This is a genomic window from Solwaraspora sp. WMMA2065, assembly GCF_030345075.1.
Classification (GTDB): Bacteria; Actinomycetota; Actinomycetes; order Mycobacteriales; family Micromonosporaceae; genus Micromonospora_E.
The window spans coordinates 493,619-513,228 of record NZ_CP128361.1 but is presented as its reverse complement, the minus strand read 5'-3'; the positions used below and the strand labels follow the sequence as shown (position 1 = coordinate 513,228).

The window sequence follows — 19,610 nt, the reverse complement described above, 5'->3', positions numbered from 1 at the left end:
CCGGCCGGGTCCGCGCTGGACGACCCTGCCCTGATCGAGGCGTACGCCGTCGCGCCCCTCGATCACCTCAGGGTGAACTTCGTGACCAGCCTGGACGGGGCGGTCGCGGTGGCCGGCCGGTCCGCCGGACTGTCCGGACGCGCGGACAAACGGGTCTTCGGCGTACTGCGGATGCTCTGCGACGCGCTGCTGGTCGGTGCCGGCACCCTCCGCCGGGAGCAGTACCGGGCGCTGCGGCTGGACGACCGGCGCCGCCGCTGGCGGCAGCAGCACGGCCTCCCCACCCACCCCACCCTGGTCGTGGTCTCCGCCTCGCTCGATCTCGACCCGGACCAACCGGCCCTGGCCGACGCACCGGCGCGGCCGATCGTGCTCACCACCACCGACGCGCCAGCCGACCGGCGACGTCGACTGGCCCGGGTCGCGGAGATCGTCCCGGCCGGCGAGCGCACCATCGATCTGACCGCCGGGCTGAGCCGGCTGCGCGCCCGTGGCCACCGTCAGCTGCTCTGCGAGGGTGGCCCGATGCTGTTCGGTTCGCTGACCGCCGCCGATCTGGTCGACGAGCTCTGCCTGACGGTTTCCCCACTGCTCGCCGGTGCCGGTGCCGGCCGGATCAGCGCGGGTCCGGCCAGCCCCGTGCGGCAGCTGCGGCTGGGCCAGGTGCTGGCCGCCGACGACGGCACGCTGCTGCTCCGCTACACCCGGCCCGACCCCGACCCCGACCCCGACCACCCCAGGATCATGACTGTAAGTTAGCGAGCGATCACCCGCGGGCAGCGGGTCGGGTCGTCCGGAACCTACCGTCGGCGAATTCGGCCGGCCACACCGAGTCGGATGCCGTACTGGTCGTACCCGTGGGGCAGGATGCAACCCGTGGGCACGACGCAACCGGACTTCAGCGACCAGTCCATCACCACGAGTGACGCAACGCCGGAGGGTACGCCGGTGGGCCGGGTGCTGGGTACCGCCGACGCCACCCCCCTGCAGTTCTGGACCGCAGTCGGCCCCGGCAACTATCTGCAGCTGGACGACGTCGTGGTGACCCGCCGCGAGCTGCCGGGCGCCGAGCCGGTGACCATCGCCGGGGTGGTCACCCAGGTCCGGGCCCGCCACGAAGGGGCGCAGTTCGACTCCGACGTCTTCGCCATCGCCGACGGCACCCTGCCCGCCCAGGTGCAGGAGGCCGCCGAGATCACCGCCACCCGGGTCGATCCGGAGATCTACGTACCGCCGGAGCCGGGTGCCCCGGTGTGGCGGGCCCAGGGCGACGCCCGCGCCCGCGCCCTGCACTTCGACCGGATGGAACGCCGGATCCCGATGGGTACCGGCCGCGACGGGGTGCCGGTCTACCTCAACGCGGACTTCCTCGACGGTCAGCGCGGCGCGCACGTGTCGATCTCGGGCATCTCCGGCGTCGCCACCAAGACCAGCTTCGCCACGTTTCTGCTCTACTCGGTGTTCCGCTCCGGCCAGCTCGGCGGCGACGCGGTCAACGCCAAGGCGCTGATCTTCAACGTCAAGGGCGAGGACCTGCTCTTCCTCGACCACCCCAATGTCCGGCTCGATGAGGCGACGACCGCCGCGTACGCCAGGCTGGGCCTGCCCGCCGGGGCCTTTCCGGACGTGCGGGTCTACGCCCCGCCCCGGGCCGGCGATGCCTCCGGCACCCCCGACGTACAGAGCCGGCTCACCGGCGTGGACAGCTTCTACTGGACCGTCGCCGAGTTCTGCGACAAGCAGTTGCTGCCGTACGTGTTCGCCGACGCCGACGACGAACGCCAGCAGTACACGATGGTGGTGCACGCGGTCACCGCGTACCTGCGCCGGCACGCGCAACCCGCCGACGGCGGCATCAGCATCGACGGCCGGCGGATCGGCTCGTACGGGGATCTGGTCGACCACATCGTCGACCAGCTCGGCGACGAGGAGACCCGATCGGCCTGGGCCGGCTCGGCGGTCGGCATGGGTACGGTGAACGCGTTCGCCCGCCGGCTGATCGGCAGCAAACGCGACCTGGCCCGGCTGATCCGGGGCGACCTGGCCACCCGACGGCCGCACCAGATCAGCACCGACGACAGTGCCCAGGTGACCGTGGTCGACCTGCACAACCTGCCGGACCGGGCGCAGCGGTTCGTGGTCGGGGTGACGCTCAAGAACGAGTTCGACCGCAAGGAACGGGCCGGTACCGCCAAGCCGTTGCTCTTCGTCGTGCTCGACGAGCTCAACAAGTACGCCCCCCGGGACGGGTCGTCACCGATCAAGGAGGTGCTGCTCGACATCGCCGAGCGGGGCCGCTCGCTCGGGGTGATCCTGATCGGTGCCCAGCAGACCGCCAGCGAGGTGGAGCGGCGGATCGTCACCAACTCGGCGGTCCGGGTGGTCGGCCGGCTCGACCCGGCCGAGGCGTCCCGGCCGGAGTACGGCTTCCTGCCGGCGGTACAGCGGCAGCGGGTGCTGCTGGCCAAGCCGGGCACGATGTTCGTCAACCAGCCGGACATCCCGGTCCCGCTCTGCCTGGAGTTCCCGTTCCCGGCCTGGGCCACCCGCTCGTCGGAGGCCGGCGACGCACCGTCGGGCACGCTGCGCTCGATCGTGCAGGCCGCCGACCCGTTCGCGGTGGTCGGCGGTCGGTCCTCGGCCGACGACGACATCCCGTTCTGACCGTTCTAGCCGTTCTGACCCTGAGGTCGAGGAGGTTCCCCCGGATGCGGATCCTGCACACCTCCGACTGGCACGTCGGCAAGGTCCTCAAGGGACAGGCTCGGTTGACCGAGCAGATCCAGGTGCTCGCCCGGGTCGTCGAGATCGCCCGTGCCGAACGCCCGGACCTGGTGATCGTCGCCGGCGACCTGTACGACACCTCCGCTCCCGGACCCGACGCCACCCGGGTGGTCACCCGGGCGTTGACCGCGTTACGCGGCACCGGCGCCGACGTGGTGGCGATCGGCGGCAACCACGACAACGGGGCCGCGCTGGACGCGCTACGGCCGTGGGCCGACGCCGCCGGCATCACCCTGCGCGGCGCCGTCCGGGACAACCCGGACGAACATGTGATCACCGGCACCACCGGCGACGGCGAACCGTGGCGGCTGGTCGCGCTGCCGTTCCTGTCCCAGCGGTACGCCGTCCGGGCTACCGAGATGTACCAGCTGACCGCGGCCGAGGCCAACCAGACGTACGCCGACCACATCGCACGGGTGCTGGCCCGGCTCACCGATGGGTTCGGCGAGCCGGGCGTGGTGGATCTGATCACCGCCCACCTGACCGTGATCGGCGGGCGGTCCGGCGGCGGCGAGCGGGAGGTGCACACCGTCCTCGGGTACGCCGTACCGGCCACCGTCTTCCCGACCGGGGCGCATTACGTGGCGCTCGGCCACCTGCACCGCGCCCAGCAGCTCGAAGCGCCCTGCCCGGTGCGCTACAGCGGCAGTCCGCTGCCAATCGACTTCGGCGAGGAGGACAACGTCGGATCGGTCAGCATCGTCGACGTCACCGCCAGCACCGCCGCCCGGGTCCGCGAGGTGCCGGTGGACGCGGCGACCCCGCTGCGCACCGTCCACGGCACCCTCGACGAACTGGCCGCCGGCGAGCACGGCGACGCCTGGCTGCGGGTGTTCATCCGGGAGGCACCCCGGGCCGGGCTGCGCGAAGAGGTGCAGGCGCTGCTGCCCCGGGCGTTGGACGTGCGCATCGACCCGGAGTTCACCCGGGCCGCGTCCGCCGCCGGTGCGACGCACACCCCACAGCGGGCCGGTCGGGCACCCGGACAGCTGTTCGCCGACTACCTCGACGCGCGCGGGCACGGCGACGACGACGTACGGACCCTGTTCGACACGCTGTACGAGGAGGTGACCTCGTCGTGAGACCGCTGCGGCTCGACCTGGCCGGATTCACCGTGTTCCGAGAGGAGACCACGGTCGACTTCACCGACGCCGACTTCTTCGCCCTCGTCGGACCGACCGGATCGGGCAAGTCCAGCATCCTCGACGCGATCTGTTTCGCCCTGTACGGGGTGGTGCCGCGCTGGGGCAGCAGCCGGGGAATCGCATCCGCGCTGGCACCGTCGGCCACCGAGGCCCGGGTGCGGCTGGTGTTCGAGAGCGCCGGCAGTCGCTACGTCGCCACCCGGGTGATCCGTCGCGACTCGCGCGGCGCGGTCAAGACCGGCAACGCCGGCCTGCAGATGATGCCGCCCGGGTTCGACGTGACCCGGCTGGACACCGGGATGAGCCCGGACGATCTCGGCGAGGTGCTGGCCGGCACGCCCGCCGAGATGGAGCAGGCCGTGCTGGACGCGGTCGGGCTGCCGTACGAGCAGTTCACCACCTGCGTGCTGCTGCCGCAGGGCCGGTTCGCCGACTTCCTGCACGCCAAGCCGGCCACCCGACAGCAGATCCTGGTCAACCTGCTCGGGCTGCACGTCTACGAACGGGTCCGGGAGCGGGCCACCGCCCGGGCGGGGGCCGCCGAGGCGGCGGTCGCGGCGGTGGACCAGTTGCTCGGCGGGCTCTGCGACGCCGACGAAGCGGCGGTGGCGGCCGCGGCGCGTCAGGTCGACGCGATGCGGGCGTTGGCGACGGCCGTCGACGCCGCGCTGCCCCGGTTGACGCAGGCCCAGCAGGCGGTGGCGACCGCAGCCGACCAGGTGACGGCCCTCGACAGCGAGATCGGGCTGTTGGCCGGCGTCGCCGCCCCGGCGGCCACCGCCCGGCTGGCCGATCAGGCGGCGGCCGCCCGGGTCGCCGCCGCCGACGCGGACCGGGCCGTCGCAGACGCGGAGGAACGCGAGGAGAAGGTCCGCGCCGAGCTGGCCGCCATCGGTGACCCGGCCGACCGACGGCTGCTGCTGCAGACACACGCTGAACGGGACCGGGTCGCCGCCGAATCGGCCGAGCTGGCTCCGGCGCTCGCCGCCGCGCAGGCCGAGCAGGTCGCTAGCCAGGCGGCGCTGCGGTCGGCTCGGTCCACCGCCGAGGCGGCGGACCGCGAGTTGGACCGCGCCCGGCAGTCGTACCAGGAGGCGCAGTCCGCTGACCTGGCCGCCGCGCTACGCCACGATCTCGTCGCCGGGGCGGACTGTCCGGTCTGCGCGCAGCCGGTGGGCACGGTGCCGCCGGTGCCGGCCGGGTCCCGGGTCGCCGAGGCGAAGTCCGCCGGTCAGGCCGCCCGGGCCGCCGCCGACCAGGCCCGCCAGGCGGTCGCCGACGCCGAGCAGTCGCTGCGCGGGGTGGAACGGGCCGTCGACCGGGCCAGGGTACGGGCCGAGCAGCTGACCGCCCGGCTGGCGCAGCTCGACGCCCGGTTGTCCGACTCGCCCGGTGCCGAGGCGTTGCGCACCGACCTGGCCACGGTCGACCGGTTGCAGCGCGCCCTCGACGACGCCGGTGGCCAGGTCCGCCGCGCCCGGGAGGCGGCCCGCCAGGCGCAGCGCGCCGCCGTGACCGGCGAACAGCGGCTGCAGGCCGGCTGGCGGGAGTTCGACGCCGGCCGGGACGCCGTCGCCCGGCTGGCGCCACCGGCCGCCGACCGCACCAATCTGGCCGCGGCGTGGACGCTGTTGACCGACTGGGCGCATCAACTGCTCGCCGAGCGCCGCGCGGCGCGGGCCGAGGCGGACGATCGGCTGGCTTCGGCCCGGGACACGGCCGGCGGCGTCGCCGCCGACATCGACGAGCTGTTCGTCGCCGCCGGACTGTCGCCGCCGGCCGGCGCCGATCCGGCCGGCTACCGGCAGGCGGCCGCGCTGGCGGTCCAGCGGGCGCAGACTGACCAGGAACGGGTCACCGAACGGTTCGCCCAGGCGGGTGAGTTGCGCGGCAGGCGGGCCGACCAGGAGCGGCAGGCCCAGTTGGCCCGAACGTTGGCCGGGCATCTACGGGCCAACAACTTCGAGCGCTGGCTGCTGGTCGAGGCACTGGATCTGCTGGTCGACGGCGCGTCGCGGATCCTGCGGGAGCTTTCCTCCGGTCAGTACGAGCTGGTGCACGACGCCGGTGAGTTCTTCGTCGTCGACCACCACGACGCCGGACTGCGGCGCGGGGTACGCACGCTGTCCGGCGGGGAGACCTTCCAGGCGTCGCTGGCGCTGGCACTGTCGTTGTCGGAGCAACTGGCCGGGATGTCGGCCAGCGCCGCCAGTCTGGAGTCGATCGTGCTGGACGAGGGCTTCGGCTCGCTGGACGCGGCCACCCTGGACACCGTCGCCGCGACCCTGGAAGGGCTCGCCGCCCGGGGTGACCGGATGGTCGGCCTGGTGACCCACGTTCCGGCGCTGGCCGAGCGGGTACCGGTCCGGTTCGAGGTCAGCAAGGACGCCCGTACGGCCCGGGTCCGGCGGAGCGGGCTGTGACCGCGACCGTGACGGGCCGGCCGGCCACCGGGATCCGCTGGTTCGTCGAGGGCTGGCAGCCCGGCTACGGCACGTCGTTCGAGGCAGCCGACCCGGGTGGCCCCGGTGCCGCCGACGACGGCCAGGACGCCGCCGACCTCGCCGTGGAGCTGGATCCGGCGGCGTGGCGGCCGTTGCGTCAGCCGGCGGACGTGCGCGCACCGGACGTGGTGCTGCTGGTCGACGGGGTGCGTCGGATCGACGCTTCGTTGTGGAGCGAGGAGCCCGACGGGGTCTCGTACCCGGCGCTGGCTGCCTCCTATGCCGCCGGGGTGGTGCGCTGCGACCTGCGACGCGGGGCGGCCCGGTTGGCCGGAGCCCGCACCGAACGGGGCCTGTTCACGCCGAGCACCGCCGCCACCGACCTGGTCGTCGGGCGGGTGCACTACCCGGCGCGCCGGGTCGTCGACCCGGATCCGGCCGTACTGCCGCAGGCGGTGCAGCCGGCGCTGGCCGCGCTGGAGATCGCGGTCTCCGAGCAGGCCCGCGCCGACGGCGCGGATGACCTGGCGGATCTGCTGGTGGTGGACGGTCCGCTGCGCGGGCGACGGCTCTCGAACACGATCGGCTACGTCAAGTCCCAGCGCCAGCCGTACCTGCCGGCCGGGCTGATCCCGGTGGTGACCGCGCTGCGGCCGGCGGAACGCAGCCCGGTCTTCCTGCGCGGCACCCGGTGGCGCAGCTACTCGTGGTACTTGCGGCTGCCTGGGCCTCGGGGCGCGCCCTGGGCGGGCATCGTCCGGGTGGAGTGCCGGCCCGACCTGACGCCGCAGGCGGCGATCGCGCTGGCCGACCTGTCGCTGGCGACGCTGCCCCGGTTCGCCTCGGCCCCGTACAAGGACCCCCGCGCACCGCAGAACCTGGTGCCGATCGCCGGGCTGGAGCGACGGCTGCGGGCGATGCTCGGCGACGCCCGGCTGCTGCACCGGGCGCTCAGCCTCTCCGCAGCCGGGCAGGAGAATCCGGCGTGGCGGTGACCGGCATACTGTGCCGATGGGCCGTACCCGCAGGACAGCACCGCCCGCGGTCCAGGTAGACACCGGCACCGCGCAGCTCGTTGCGGACCCGGACCGGCGGCGGGCGTACACCCTGCTGTTGGACGGCACCCAGCAGTCCCACGTCGATCTCGACGATCCGACGCACCTGGAGTTCGAGTACGTCCGCCGGATGGCCGCGGCGATCGACCTGGCCGCCCCGGCCGGCGCCCCGCTGCGGGTGCTGCACCTGGGCGGCGGTGGGCTGACCCTGCCGCGCTACCTGGCCGCCACCCGGCCCGGGTCCAGCCAGCGGGTGGTGGAGATCGACGCCGCGTTGACCGAGCTGGTCCGCCGCGAACTGCCCTGGCCGGCCGACCGCAACCTGCGGATCCGGGTCGGTGACGCGCGGGCCGCCGTCGAACAGGCCCGCACGGACAGCTACGACCTGGTGGTCGCGGACGTGTTCGCCGGTGCCCGTACCCCGGCTCGGTTGACCTCGGTCGAGTTCGCCGCCGAGGTCGCCCGGGTGCTCGTGCCCGGCGGCCAGCTGCTGTCCAACGTGGCGGACGGGCCGCCGCTGGGCTGGGCCCGTCGACATCTGGCATCGGTACGGCAGGTGCTGCCCGGCATCTGCCTGGTCGCCGACGCGGCGGTGCTGCGGCGGCGCCGGTACGGCAACCTGGTGGTGGTCGCCGGACGCGCCGTACCGGCCGTCGGGGACCTGGCCCGGCGGGCCGCCGGTGACTGGTTTCCCAGCCGGGTGCTGCACGGCGCGGCGCTGGACCGGTTGATCGCGACGGCGTCGCCGATCGCCGACGCAACCGCGCAGCCTTCGCCGCCGCCGCCGGATGGAATTTTTCCGAGCGGGCGTTGATCCGTCCGCCGGCCGGCTCCGTACCTCGGGGTGGGCCCCCAGCCGCGGGCCATGTCGACGTCGGATGGAGGTCCTGCGATGTACGCGGTCGCCAGCGGCTGGCAGGCGGAGAGGACCCGGCCGGGTCTGACCGGCAATGGTTCGGCCATGGCCCGCAGCACGCAACGTTGGCAGAGCATCGACGGGAGGGCGGCCGAGCGCGATGATGAGCCGGTGACGCCACGGACCGCAGGAAGCCGGCAACAGGCCGGGACGGCGGAATCCAGCCACGGGGAAGATCTCGTCCGCACACTGTACGCAGAGCACGCCCGGCCGCTGCTGGGATTCGTGTTACGGCTCACCGGGGGGGACCGGCAACGAGCCGAGGACATCGTCCAGGAGACACTGCTGCGGGCGTGGCGCAACGCCCACCGGCTCGGCGCGCAGGGCCAGGCGTCGCTGCGACCGTGGCTGGTGACCGTCGCCCGGCGCATCGCGATCGACGACCACCGCAGCGAGAAGGCCCGCCCGACAGAGGAGTACGACCGGGACCTGGAGAGCTTCGCCGAGTCCGACGGCACCGATCAGGTGCTGCGGCAGATGACTGTCGCCGACGCGTTGCGCACGCTCAGCCAGCCGCACCGGGAGATCCTGGTCGAGACGTACTTCCGCGGCCGCACGGTGCCGGAGGCTGCCGCGGAGCTGGGGCTGCCACTGGGTACCGCCAAGTCGCGGGTCTACTACGCGCTACGAGCGCTGCGGACGGCGCTGCAACAGCGGGGGGTTACAGAATGACACGGTCCGCCCACTGGGACGTCGGAGCGTACGCGATCGGTGCGCTCGACGCCGACGACGTCGAACTGTTCGAGGAGCATCTCGCCGGCTGCTGGGCCTGCGCCGCGGAGCTGGAGTCACTCATTCCGATCGTCGGGTTGATGTCCACCGTCGACATCGACCAGTTGGAGGACAGCCCCGTCCTCCCTCAGTCCGGCCCCACCGGTGTGAACCGGGCTGGTGGGGCGGACGACGGCGGCGCGCCGGTGCCGATCCGGCCGACCGTACGGTCCGACGCCGACCAGCTTCGCGACCACGGTCGGGTCCGTCCGCTCGGCCGCGCCGGTAGGTCCCGGCGGCTGTTCGCCGGCCGACCGCTGCAGATCGCCGCCGGGTTCGTGCTGATGGCGACGCTCACCGGTTTCTCGTTCTTCGCCGGGTCGACCTGGTCAGGCGGATCGGCGACACCGCAGGCCGGGCCGCAGACGTCGGTCTCGACCAGCCCGTCACCGGTCGATCCGCAGTCCGGGGTCGGTGGTCCGGAGGTCACTGGCGAGAAGTTCAACGCGGTCGACGCCACCACCGGGGTGGAGGCGGACGTGGTGCTGGAGGAAGCCGACTGGGGCACCCAGGTGTCGTTCGCGCTGCGCCGCGTACCGGGACCGATGCAGTGCCGGATCGTGGTGCTGCGGGCCTCCGGCACTGCGGAGGTGCTCTCCACCTGGACGGTGCCCGACGCCGGGTACGGCACCGCGGAGCAGCCCGCGCCGTTGCTGCTGAGCACGTCGACGGCGGCGCCTCGGGACGACATCGAACGGATCCAGTTCCAGGCGGTCGACCAGTCCGGGGTCGCCACCGCGATCGTCACCGTACCGGTCTGAGCGGTACCGGTCTGAGCGGAGGGTCGACGTCCATTCCTGACGTGCGCTACGAACAGGCGTCGCGACATCTGCGCCAGCAGATTCGATGTACGTGCAGCCCGTGGGTTCCCGAGTTTACGGATACCCACGGGCTGTTCTGTCTCTGATCGTCGCTGCGTCTCTCTCTGCCCATGACCGGCGTATTCTGCTGCTGATCGGCACGACAACGGCTGGCCGCACGCAGCACCCGACGACCCGGTTCAACGCCGGGCTGTGAAATTCTGCACTCGGGAATACCGATCCAATCCGAGATGTGCTGCGTACTCCTTGATGAAGCCCGATGTGGACGAATGAGGGAGGGCACGTGGCACTGGGAAAGCGGACCGTCATAGTCGCAGGCGCGCTGGCGGCACTCGTGTTGCCGGGTTGCGCCCCGGCAGGTTACAACCCGGACGACTTTGGCGGCGCTCAGGCCCAGCCGGTCGTCAACGCGGCGAACGCGGCGTCGGCCGCGCCCGAGCCGGTAGACACCGAGGACATCGCGGTCGAGGTCGCCGACGAGGACCTCACCAAGGAACTGGTCGGCAAGGCCGTCGACAAGATGGGTGACGTGGTCACCGACGAGGACGGCTGGCTGCTCTACCGCTTCGAGGAGGACTCCAACGACCCCGCGACCTCGAACTGCGAGGGTGACTGCGCCAAGATCTGGCCGCCGGCGCTGACCGACGGCGACCCCATTCTGTCCGGGGTGGACGAGGAGTTGGTCGGCACGGTGAACCGGCCGGACGGCACCCGCCAACTGACCATCGACGGCTGGCCGATCTACTACTACGCCGGTGACGAGAAGCCCGGCGATTGGAAGGGCCAGGGTGTCGGCGGCACCTGGTACGTCGTGCAGCCGGACGGCACGAAGAACCTGGAGTGCCTGCCGGAGGGCACCCCGAAGCCAATCGCGGTGCCGGACGGTGACGGCCGCGACAACATCAAGGGCCTCGACGACAGCAAGGACTCGCAGAGCGAGGACTCGGACAGCTTCGACAGTGACTCTGAGGACTCGGGCGACTACGACTACTGACTCTTTCAGGGCGCCTGTGAATCGCGGCGGCCGGTCGTTGCCAGGGAGGGCGCGGCCGGCCGCCGCCACGTTTTTGGTGGACCCGCCACCGGCGCCTCGAGCCGGTTCTTGAAGCCCGTATTAAGTGCCTCCTAAGTGTTCCGTAGTTGGCCCAAGGATTGTTGACTGTTGTGGAGTGACATCCATACGGTCGACGGCAGTGGCGAACCACAGCCATCATCAACTGCGTTGCACCCGGACGACCAATTGGCGTTCGACGAAAGAGGTGGCACCACGTGAACAGCCCACAGCGCCGCAGGCGTACCAGCGACCAGCCGGCACGCCGGGGCGAATCGGCGGGCAGCACCCGCAACCGCGTCATCGCGGTGACCACGATGCTGGCGGTCTTCGGCGGCGTGGTGGCGGTGACCCAGATCTCGTCCGCCGGGACCCGCGGCGACCGGGACCGCGAGCGGGACCGCGACCGGGCCGCCGCCGTCTGCGTGAGCCCGAGCGAGTCGGTCGATCCGGCCGACACCGGGACCACCGTGGACAGCAACGGCGTACGGCACCACTGGGGTGACGGCCAGCGGGGCCCGGACCAGTGCCAGGACTCCCCCGCCCCCGGCGAAGAGCCCGACGCGCCGGACGATCCGCCGGCCGGGTTGGAGATCCTCGGCGACGACTGCACCGACAGTTCGTTGGCCCCGCACGAGGGTTTCCAGGACGGCGAGCGGTGTGTCAGTACGGCGTTCGGCGAGGTCGGTGACGCGGACACCAACCCGCAGCTGATGATCATCTCGTCACCCAACCGGGTACGCGCAAACCAACCGTTCACCCTGCGAATCAGCACCCGCAACCTGGTACGTGACCGATTCCTGCCGGCCGGCCAGGGCGGCTACTACCTGGAAAGCTCGTTCCTCACCGAGGAGGGTCTGACCCGGGGGCACTTCCACACCGCATGCCGGATGCTGACCAGTAGGCGCAGCGCTCCCGAGCCCGGCCCGGTCCCGGCGTTCTTCGTGGCCACCGAGGACGGTCGGGGTGGCGCCGGCGCCGACGAGGTCACCGTCGAGGTGCCCGGCCTGCCCGGCCCCGGCATCGCCCAGTGCGCGTCGTGGGCCGGCGACGGTTCCCACCGGGTACCGATGATGCAGCGGGCCAACCAGATCCCCGCCTTCGACGTGGTCCGGGTGGTCGTCACCCGATGAGGTCGGCTGGCATCGGCGGCGGTGGCCGCCGGTGACCCGGGTAGGGCGATCCGACGCCGGGACGAGCTGCGGGCTCGTCCCGGCGTCGATGCTGTCCGCCGCTGCTGGCACAGTGACCGGCATGGTCGAGCAAAGGCAGGCCGCGGAGACAGCAGCGACCACGCTCAATGCAACCGGTGCCGCACCGGCACGGGTCCGGGTGCTGCGGCCGCCGGAGGGCTACCAGTTGGCCGGCTCGGCGCGGCCGCTGGCGATGGGACGGCACGACCCGTGCGCCCGCTGGCTGGCGGACACCTTCTGGTGGACCGCCCGTACCCCGGACGGGCCGGCGACCCTGGCGCTACGCCGACGCGGCGGCGACCTCGTCGCCGCCGGCTACGGCCCCGGGGCCAGCCAGATCTGCGACATCGCCGACGCGGTCGCCGGACTCCGCGACGACGTGTCCGACTTCCTCCCGCTGGCCCGCCGGCATTCGGTCGTCGCGGCGGTGGTCCGCCGCTACGCCGGCGTCCGGCTCCCGGCCACCGGGCAGGTGTTCGCCCGGCTGCTGCGGGCCGTGCTGGAACAGAAGGTGACCGGCGCGGAGGCGTACCGCGGGTACGCCGCGACGGTCCGCCGGTTCGGCGAACCCGCTCCCGGCCCGGTCGCCGATCTCTGGGTCGCCCCGGAGCCGACCGCCCTCGCCGCCGCGCCGTACTGGTCGCTGCATCCGCTGGGCATCGAGCAACGACGGGCGCAGGCCCTGTGCGGCGCGGCGGCGGTCGCCGACCGGCTGTCGGACAGCGCCGACCCGCAGACGGCCACCCGGCGGTTGACCGCGCTGCCCGGGATCGGCCCGTGGACCGCCGCCGAGGTGGTCCGGGTGGCGTTCGGCGCGGCCGACGCGGTGAGCGTCGGCGACTACCACCTGCCGAACACGGTGGCCTGGGCGCTGGCCGGCGAGGCCCGCGCAACCGACACCCGGATGCTCGAACTACTGGAGCCGTTCCGGGGGCACCGTGGTCGGGTCTGTCTGCTGCTGGAGCTGGCCGGGGTACGGGCGCCCCGGTTCGGGCCCCGGGCCCCGGTCCGTTCCTTCGCCGCCTACTGACCCGCCGCCGGCCGGCGTGCCGTTGGCGGTCAGCGGGTGAGCCGGCGCAGTGCGGTGCCCAGCCGGTGGGCGTAGGCCCGCTGTGCCAGCGCACCCAGTGGGCCGGCCAGCCGCATGAGCGGCGCCACCGGCCGGCTGAACGCCACCACCGACAGCCACACCCGGTCGTCGTCGCGGTGCACCAGGAACGCCTCCTCGCCGCTGGCCGGATGGCCGGGCAGGGTGCCGTACGCGAATCCGGCGAGGTCCGGCTCGTCGACCGCCCACACCACCGCGCACGGCGCGGCGATCCGCAGCGGCCCGACGCCGAGACCGACCGTCACCAGCACACCGGCCTCGGCGCGGGGAGCCGACGCCGCCACCCGGGCACCGGCGGCCCGGTGCATCCGCCAGGTGAGCACCGCCTCGGCCGCCATCGGGAAGCTGCCGGGCCGCAGTCGGCTACGGGACCGCAGATGGCGGTAGCCCGCCGGCAGCGGCGGTACGGACCGCCGGACCGATCCGGTCTGGTCGCGCAGCACGGCGGTGGCGCCGGCCTGCGGATAGGTGAAGCTGGGCATGCGATCCGCCTTTCCCGTACGGCCACCACGGCGGCGGCGCCGACGAGCGGAGCAGGACACCGACCAGGACGGCCGGTGCGGTCACCTGGATTGTCCTCCGATCGACCGTTTGTCGCTGCGGTAATCAGCGGTATGGTCTGCCACCATGACAGCGTTCACACCGGTCCTGCCTGAGCGGACCGCCAGCTACCTGCGGACCGGTCTGCACCAGGTCAAGGGCTGGCTGAACGTTTCGACCGCGGTGTACCTCAGCGGCGTACGGGCCGCTCAGCGCGAGGCCGGGGTGAGCGGCGACGTGGCCGAGATCGGCATCCACCACGGCAAGTCGTTCCTGTGCCTCGCTCTGGATCTGCCAGCGGATCAGCGGGCGGTCGCCATCGACGTCTTCGACGACCAGGCCGCCAACCTCGACCAGTCCGGACGCGGTGACCGGGAGATCTTCGAACAGAACCTCACGACCTACGGCGCCGGCGACAACGTCGACATCGTGCAGTCGTCAAGTCTCGACCTGGAGCAGGCCGGCTTCGTCGCCGCCGGGCGCCGCTTCCGGATCTTCTCCATCGACGGCGGCCACACCGATCAGATCACGGTGAACGACCTGCGGATCGCCGAGCGGACCGTGGTCGACGACGGGCTGGTGGTGCTCGACGACGTACTCAACCGGCACTGGCTCGGCGTGATCACCGGCCTGTTCAGCTACCTCGGCGACGGCGGCAGCCTGGTGCCCGCAGTGTTGGTGCCCAACAAGCTGATCCTGGCCACCTCGGCCGACCAGGCGAAACACTGCCGGGCGATGTTCGCCGAGCAGTTTCCGAACGGGCTGGAGAAAGGCGACGTACCGTTGGCCGGCCATCAGATCGACGTATACGGTGACCGCCCCTGGCTGGTACGCGGCGAGGACGGCCGCAGCGAGCCGGTCACCGGTCACGAGTTGATGGCGACGATCAGCGCGGCCCGCCTCGCCGAGCTCGAACAGCAGCTGCGTTCCGCCCGGGCGGAGCTCGATACGACGCACCGCCAGCTCGCCACGACCCGCCAGCAGCTGCGGGCGGCGGCCCAGCCGCTGTACCAACGCGCGGCACGCCGGCTGCCGTGGCTGGCCCGCCCGGTCCGGCCGGTGTTCCGCCGGGTCCGTGCCGTGGTCCGGCGGTCCCGCGGATCGTCGGACCGGGATGGTTCACTGGGTGGGTGACTTTCCCGATCGCCCTACCGATCGAGCCGATGCTGGCGAAACCGGTCGCGACGCTGCCAGTCGCACCGGGGATGAGCTACGAGCCCAAGTGGGACGGCTACCGCTGCGTCATTTTCCGCGACGGTGACCAGGTCGAGCTGGCCAGCCGCGGCGGTAAGACGCTGACCAGGTACTTCCCCGAGGTCATCGAGCAGGCCCGGCAGCAGTTGCCGCCCCGGATCGTGGTGGACGGCGAGTTGGTGGTGATCCGGGCGGAGACTGGGCGGTCCCGGCTCGACTTCGACCTGCTCGGCCAACGGATCCATCCGGCGGCCTCCCGGGTACGGCTGCTCGCCGAGCAGATCCCGGCCTCCTTCGTCGCCTTCGACCTGCTGGCGCTGGGCGACGAGGTCCTGCTCGACGAGCCGTTCACCACCCGTCGGGCCCGACTGGCCGACGCGCTGGCGGCGGTCACCGCGCCGGTGCACCTGACCCCGGTGACCACCGAACCGGGCACCGCCCGTCGCTGGTTCGAGATCTTCGAAGGCGCCGGCCTCGACGGCGTCATCGCCAAGCCGGCGGAGCTGCGCTACGAGCCCGGTAAGCGGACGATGTTCAAGGTCAAGCACGGGCGGACCGCCGACGTGGTCGTCGCCGGCTTCCGCTGGCACAAGTCCGGCCCGGTGGTCGGATCACTACTGCTCGGGCTCTTCGATGACGCTGGGGTGCTGCACCACGTCGGCGTGTGCGCGTCGTTCACCGCCGCCCGACGCGCGGAGCTCGTCGACGAGATGGCACCGTTGCGCACCACTGCCGCCGACCACCCGTGGGGGTCGGGTGACGACGGTTCCGGCCAGCGGATTCCGGGCGCGCCGAGCCGGTGGAGCGGCGGCAAGAACCTCGAGTGGCAGCCGCTGCGGCCCGAGTTGGTCGCCGAGGTCGCCTACGACGCGATGGAGGGCGACCGGTTCCGGCACACCGCACGGTTCCAGCGCTGGCGTACCGATCGGGAGCCGGCCTCCTGCCGGTACGACCAGCTGGACCGGCCGGTCCGCTTCGACGTGCACCGGGTGCTGGCCGGCGACCCGACCAGCCAGCAGTGAGCCGACGCCGCCGGATCCCCGCGAGCCGGCGCCGCTGGCAGACAGATGGCCGGCACCGCTGGCTGTCCGCCATCGCGGCCGCAGTGGTCGGTTCGCTGGTCGGCCTGACCGGGTGCACGGCGGCGCGGCCCGACCCCGGGGCGACCAGCGGGCCCGACTCACCGCCGCACTGGCAGCCCTGCCCGGAGTCGACTACGCATCGGTACGGCCCACCACCCGACGGGCTGCGCTACGACTGCGCCACGATCGACGTACCGGTCAACTGGGCCGCCGGTTCCGCCGCCGGCACCCTTCCAGTCGCGCTGATCCGGGCCCGGTCCGACCGGCAGCAGGACCGCATCGGCACCCTGGTGGTCAACCCGGGCGGGCCCGGCGTCTCCGGGGTGGACGCCGCCGCCCGGTTGGCACTGGGCGAACGCCTCGGCGGTCTACCGGAGACAGTGCTGCGCCGGTTCGACGTGGTCGGCTTCGACCCGCGCGGGGTGGGCCGGTCCGCCGCCGTCGACTGCGTCGCCGACAGTGACTGGGACGCCACCTTCGGGGCGGACCCGGACCCCCGTGACCCGGCTGCCTTCGCCGGGGCCGCCGCGCTCAGCCAACGGGTCGCGGCCGGCTGCGCGGCGCGCTACGGCGAGCGGCTCACCGCGTACTCCACCCATCAGACAGCCCGGGACCTCGACGCGGTGCGGGCGGCGGTCGGCGACGACCAGCTGACCTTCCTCGGCTACTCGTACGGGAGCCTGCTGGGAGCCACCTACGCGCACCTGTTTCCGCACCGGGTCCGCGCGCTAGTGCTGGACGGCGCGATCGACCCGGGGCAGGACCCGGTCGCCGGGTCGCTGAGCCAGGCCGCCGGTTTCGAACGGGCCTTTGCCGCCTTCGGCCGGTGGTGTTCCGGCGCACCGGCTGACTGCCCGATCAGCGCCGACCCTTCCGGCACGCTGGCCGAGGCGATGGACCGGGCCCGGCAGGAGCCGGTCACCGGGGCGACCGGCCGGACGGCCACCGCCGGCTGGATCTTCTACGCCGTGGTCGCCTCGCTGTACGACCGCAGCGGCTGGCCACGGCTGGGCCGGGCGCTGGCCGATCTGGGGGACGGCGACCCGGGCCCGGTGTTCGACCTCGCCGACGGCTACACCGGTCGCGGCGACGACGGCCGGTACGGCAACCTGTTCGCCGCCAACCTGGCGGTGAACTGCGCCGACGCCGAGGTGCCGCTGAGCACCGACGAGGTCCGGCAGTTGCAGCAGCAGTGGCGCCGGCAGCATCCGACGTTCGGTCCGGCGCTCGCCGTCGGCCTGCTGGCCTGCGTCAACTGGCCAGTCGCGGCCGACCCGTACCCGGTCGGGCCGGCGGTCGGCGCCGCGCCGATTCTCGTCGTCGGCACCACCGGTGATCCGGCCACCCCGTACGAGCAGGCACCGCGGCTGGCCGAGTCGCTCGGCACCGGCGTGCTGGTGACCCACCAGGGCGACGGGCACACCGCATACCCGCAGGTGGCTTGCGTAGCCGACGCGGTGGACGCGTACCTGATCGATCTGACGGTGCCCGACGACGGCCTGACCTGCCCGTCCTGACCTGGGGCCGGACGGACGGCACCGGGCCGGGGTCAGGACGGCACCGGGCCGGGCGGACGTCGCGGGTCCCGGGCGGGTCAGTCGCCGGTGACCGGGCGGGCCCGGGACGGCTGCACCCGCATCGGTTCGCCGGGCATCTTCGGATGGTCCGGCGGGTACGGCATGTCACCGGCGCCGTCGCGGTCGTCCCGGTCGGCCCACTCCAGCAACGGGGTGATGTCCCACGGCGTGTCGTCGATCCCGGCGTGCGGGTCGCCGACGGCGGCCAGCCGGGGCGGTACGGTGCGCAGGTCGAAGTCGTCCGGCTCGACCCGGGTCAACTCGTCCCAGGTGACCGGAGTGGAGACGGTGGCGCGGGCGTTCGCCCGCAGCGAATAGGCACAGGCGATGGTCCGGTCCCGGGCCATCTGGTTGTAGTCGATGAAGACCTTTCGCCCCCGTTCCTCCTTCCACCAGGACGTGGTGACCAGGTCGGGCCGGCGGCGCTGCACCTCGCGGGCGAACGCGATCACGGCCCGGCGTACCTCGGTGAACAGCCAGCGCGGCTGGATCCGCAGGTAGACGTGCACCCCGCGGCCGCCGGAGGTCTTCGGGTAACCGGTGGCACCAAGCTCGTCGAGGATTGCCCGGACCTCGCCCGCCGCCGCCACCGCGTCGGCGAAGTCGGTGCCCGGCTGCGGATCCAGGTCGATCCGCAGCTCGTCCGGCCGGTCCACGTCAGCGGCCCGCACCGGCCAGGGATGAAACACCACGGTGCCCATCTGCGCGGCCCAGGCGACGTGGGCCAGGTCCGCCGGGCAGAGTTCGTCGGCGGTACGGCCACTGGGAAACTTGATCTCGGCGGTACGGAGCCACGGCGGCACGCCCCGGGCCGGCACCCGCTTCTGGAAGAACATCTCGCCGTCGACGCCGTCCGGGAAGCGCTGCAGTGTGGTGGGTCGGTCGCGCAGGGCGCGCAGTATGCCGTCACCAACGGCCAGGTAGTAGTCGAACACGTCCTGCTTGGTGTACCCCGGCCCGGGGAAGCACACCCGGTCCGGGCTGCTCAGCCGCACCTGGCGGCCGGCCACGTCGACGGTGGTCGCGGACCGGGAACTCCGGCTCTGCCCTGTCACCCCTCGACCTTAGGCCAGCCGGCCGCTGATCGGCGGCCGGCGGTGCCGGGACCGCCGTACCGTAGTGACCATGACAGACGAGAAGACGTCCCTGCCCCGTACCGACGAGCAGTGGCGGGCGCGGCTCAACCCCGAGGAGTTCCGGGTGCTGCGTCAGGCCGGCACCGAGGCGCCCTGGTCCGGTGAGTACGTCGAAACCACGACGGTCGGCACGTACCACTGCCGGGCCTGCGACACGCCGCTGTTCACCAGTGACACCAAGTTCGACTCGCACTGCGGCTGGCCGAGCTTTGACGAGGCGCTGCCCGGGTCGGTGCGCTACATCGAAGACCGGTCGCACGGCATGGTCCGCACCGAGGTGCGCTGCGCCACCTGTGACTCGCACCTCGGGCACCGGTTCGACGGCGAGCGGTACACCCCCCGCAACGCGCGCTACTGCATGAACTCGGTGGCGCTGCGGCTGGAGCCGGCGACCGACGCCGCCCGGAGCTGACCGCCCACCCCGCCTCCGCGCATTTCCCAGCAGTTCGGTCACAGCATCTCAGCGATTCGCCGGTTCCGGGCCTCCCCGATGCCGCACCCTGCAAATGAGGCTGACGTTGGGAGAAGCAACATGGCGACCTGTGAGGTCTGCGGCAACGACTACTGGCTGGCGTTCGACATCCGCACGGTCAGCGGGGACACCTACACCTTCGACTCGTTCGAGTGCGCGATCCAGCTGCTCGCGCCGATCTGCGAACACTGCCAGTGCAAGATCGTGGGGCACGGGGTCGAGGTGTCCGGACGGTTCTTCTGCTGCGCCCACTGCGCGCGCACCGTCGACCAGGAGCAGGGGGCCGCGGTCCGCGACGCGGTCGGCAGCCGGCCGGGCTGA

The 19,610-nt window shown here is 72.8% G+C and carries 18 protein-coding genes; 16 read left to right on the top strand and 2 right to left on the bottom strand.

Annotated elements, in window-relative coordinates; all coding sequences use genetic code 11:
* Window positions 1–15 precede the first annotated feature (15 nt).
* The 11 genes from O7610_RS02325 to O7610_RS02275 all read left to right on the top strand — a co-directional run bounded on the left by O7610_RS02325 (window position 16) and on the right by O7610_RS02275 (window position 13,210).
* On the top strand, window positions 16–759 hold the full coding sequence (locus O7610_RS02325) for a pyrimidine reductase family protein (protein WP_289213554.1): 744 nt from the start codon (window positions 16–18) through the stop codon (window positions 757–759).
* A gap of 153 nt (window positions 760–912) precedes the next feature.
* Window positions 913–2,664 carry an ATP-binding protein gene (locus O7610_RS02320; protein ID WP_281555525.1) on the top strand — a complete coding sequence of 584 codons (1,752 nt, stop codon included), beginning with the start codon at window positions 913–915 and terminating at the stop codon, window positions 2,662–2,664.
* 44 nt (window positions 2,665–2,708) lie between these two features.
* On the top strand, window positions 2,709–3,866 hold the full coding sequence (locus O7610_RS02315) for an exonuclease SbcCD subunit D (RefSeq protein ID WP_281554107.1): 1,158 nt from the start codon (window positions 2,709–2,711) through the stop codon (window positions 3,864–3,866).
* Window positions 3,863–6,352: an AAA family ATPase gene (locus tag O7610_RS02310; protein ID WP_281554106.1), complete on the top strand. Its 2,490-nt coding sequence runs from the start codon at window positions 3,863–3,865 to the stop codon at window positions 6,350–6,352. Before O7610_RS02315 ends, O7610_RS02310 begins: the two co-directional genes overlap by 4 nt.
* Window positions 6,349–7,368: a hypothetical protein gene (locus O7610_RS02305; protein WP_281554105.1), complete on the top strand. Its 1,020-nt coding sequence runs from the start codon at window positions 6,349–6,351 to the stop codon at window positions 7,366–7,368. Before O7610_RS02310 ends, O7610_RS02305 begins: the two co-directional genes overlap by 4 nt.
* A gap of 16 nt (window positions 7,369–7,384) precedes the next feature.
* Window positions 7,385–8,242, top strand: coding sequence for a spermidine synthase (locus O7610_RS02300; RefSeq protein ID WP_281554104.1), 858 nt, complete (start codon window positions 7,385–7,387; stop codon window positions 8,240–8,242).
* A gap of 147 nt (window positions 8,243–8,389) precedes the next feature.
* Window positions 8,390–9,016, top strand: coding sequence for a sigma-70 family RNA polymerase sigma factor (locus O7610_RS02295; RefSeq protein WP_475052864.1), 627 nt, complete (start codon window positions 8,390–8,392; stop codon window positions 9,014–9,016).
* Window positions 9,013–9,876: an anti-sigma factor gene (locus tag O7610_RS02290; protein ID WP_289212531.1), complete on the top strand. Its 864-nt coding sequence runs from the start codon at window positions 9,013–9,015 to the stop codon at window positions 9,874–9,876. Before O7610_RS02295 ends, O7610_RS02290 begins: the two co-directional genes overlap by 4 nt.
* Window positions 9,877–10,219: 343 nt before the next feature.
* Window positions 10,220–10,930 (top strand): hypothetical protein, encoded by a 711-nt coding sequence (locus tag O7610_RS02285; RefSeq protein ID WP_281554101.1) that lies wholly within the window; start codon window positions 10,220–10,222, stop codon window positions 10,928–10,930.
* A 275-nt stretch (window positions 10,931–11,205) separates the two neighbouring features.
* Window positions 11,206–12,120, top strand: a complete 915-nt coding sequence (locus O7610_RS02280; RefSeq protein WP_281554100.1) for a Pecanex-like protein 1 — start codon at window positions 11,206–11,208, stop codon at window positions 12,118–12,120.
* A 121-nt stretch (window positions 12,121–12,241) separates the two neighbouring features.
* Entirely contained in the window at window positions 12,242–13,210 is a 969-nt protein-coding gene (locus O7610_RS02275; protein WP_289212530.1) for a DNA-3-methyladenine glycosylase family protein, read from the top strand.
* Between the two features lie 29 nt (window positions 13,211–13,239).
* On the opposite strand, the gene O7610_RS02270 is transcribed toward O7610_RS02275, so the two are convergent.
* Complete coding sequence (locus O7610_RS02270; protein WP_281554098.1) at window positions 13,240–13,770, bottom strand: DUF1990 domain-containing protein; 531 nt, start codon at window positions 13,768–13,770, stop codon at window positions 13,240–13,242.
* A 145-nt stretch (window positions 13,771–13,915) separates the two neighbouring features.
* On the opposite strand from O7610_RS02270, the gene O7610_RS02265 reads away from it, so the two are divergent.
* From O7610_RS02265 to O7610_RS02255, 3 genes are all read left to right on the top strand, one after another.
* A complete protein-coding gene (locus tag O7610_RS02265) occupies window positions 13,916–14,962 on the top strand; it encodes a class I SAM-dependent methyltransferase (RefSeq protein WP_281554097.1) in 1,047 nt (348 codons plus the stop codon).
* The gene (locus O7610_RS02260) at window positions 14,959–16,044 is read left to right on the top strand and encodes an ATP-dependent DNA ligase (RefSeq protein WP_281554096.1); all 1,086 of its coding nucleotides are present in this window, start codon (window positions 14,959–14,961) and stop codon (window positions 16,042–16,044) included. Before O7610_RS02265 ends, O7610_RS02260 begins: the two co-directional genes overlap by 4 nt.
* 62 nt (window positions 16,045–16,106) lie before the next feature.
* A complete protein-coding gene (locus tag O7610_RS02255; protein ID WP_502959100.1) occupies window positions 16,107–17,621 on the top strand; it encodes an alpha/beta hydrolase in 1,515 nt (504 codons plus the stop codon).
* Between the two features lie 77 nt (window positions 17,622–17,698).
* Here the strand turns inward: O7610_RS02255 and ligD are convergent, their stop codons facing one another.
* Window positions 17,699–18,736 carry a non-homologous end-joining DNA ligase gene (ligD, locus tag O7610_RS02250; protein WP_281554094.1) on the bottom strand — a complete coding sequence of 346 codons (1,038 nt, stop codon included), beginning with the start codon at window positions 18,734–18,736 and terminating at the stop codon, window positions 17,699–17,701.
* A 70-nt stretch (window positions 18,737–18,806) separates the two neighbouring features.
* On the opposite strand from ligD, the gene msrB reads away from it, so the two are divergent.
* Together msrB and O7610_RS02240 are read left to right on the top strand one after the other, a co-directional pair.
* A complete protein-coding gene (msrB, locus tag O7610_RS02245; protein WP_281554093.1) occupies window positions 18,807–19,229 on the top strand; it encodes a peptide-methionine (R)-S-oxide reductase MsrB in 423 nt (140 codons plus the stop codon).
* Window positions 19,230–19,349: 120 nt separating this feature from the next.
* On the top strand, window positions 19,350–19,610 hold the full coding sequence (locus tag O7610_RS02240; RefSeq protein WP_123600747.1) for a metallothionein: 261 nt from the start codon (window positions 19,350–19,352) through the stop codon (window positions 19,608–19,610).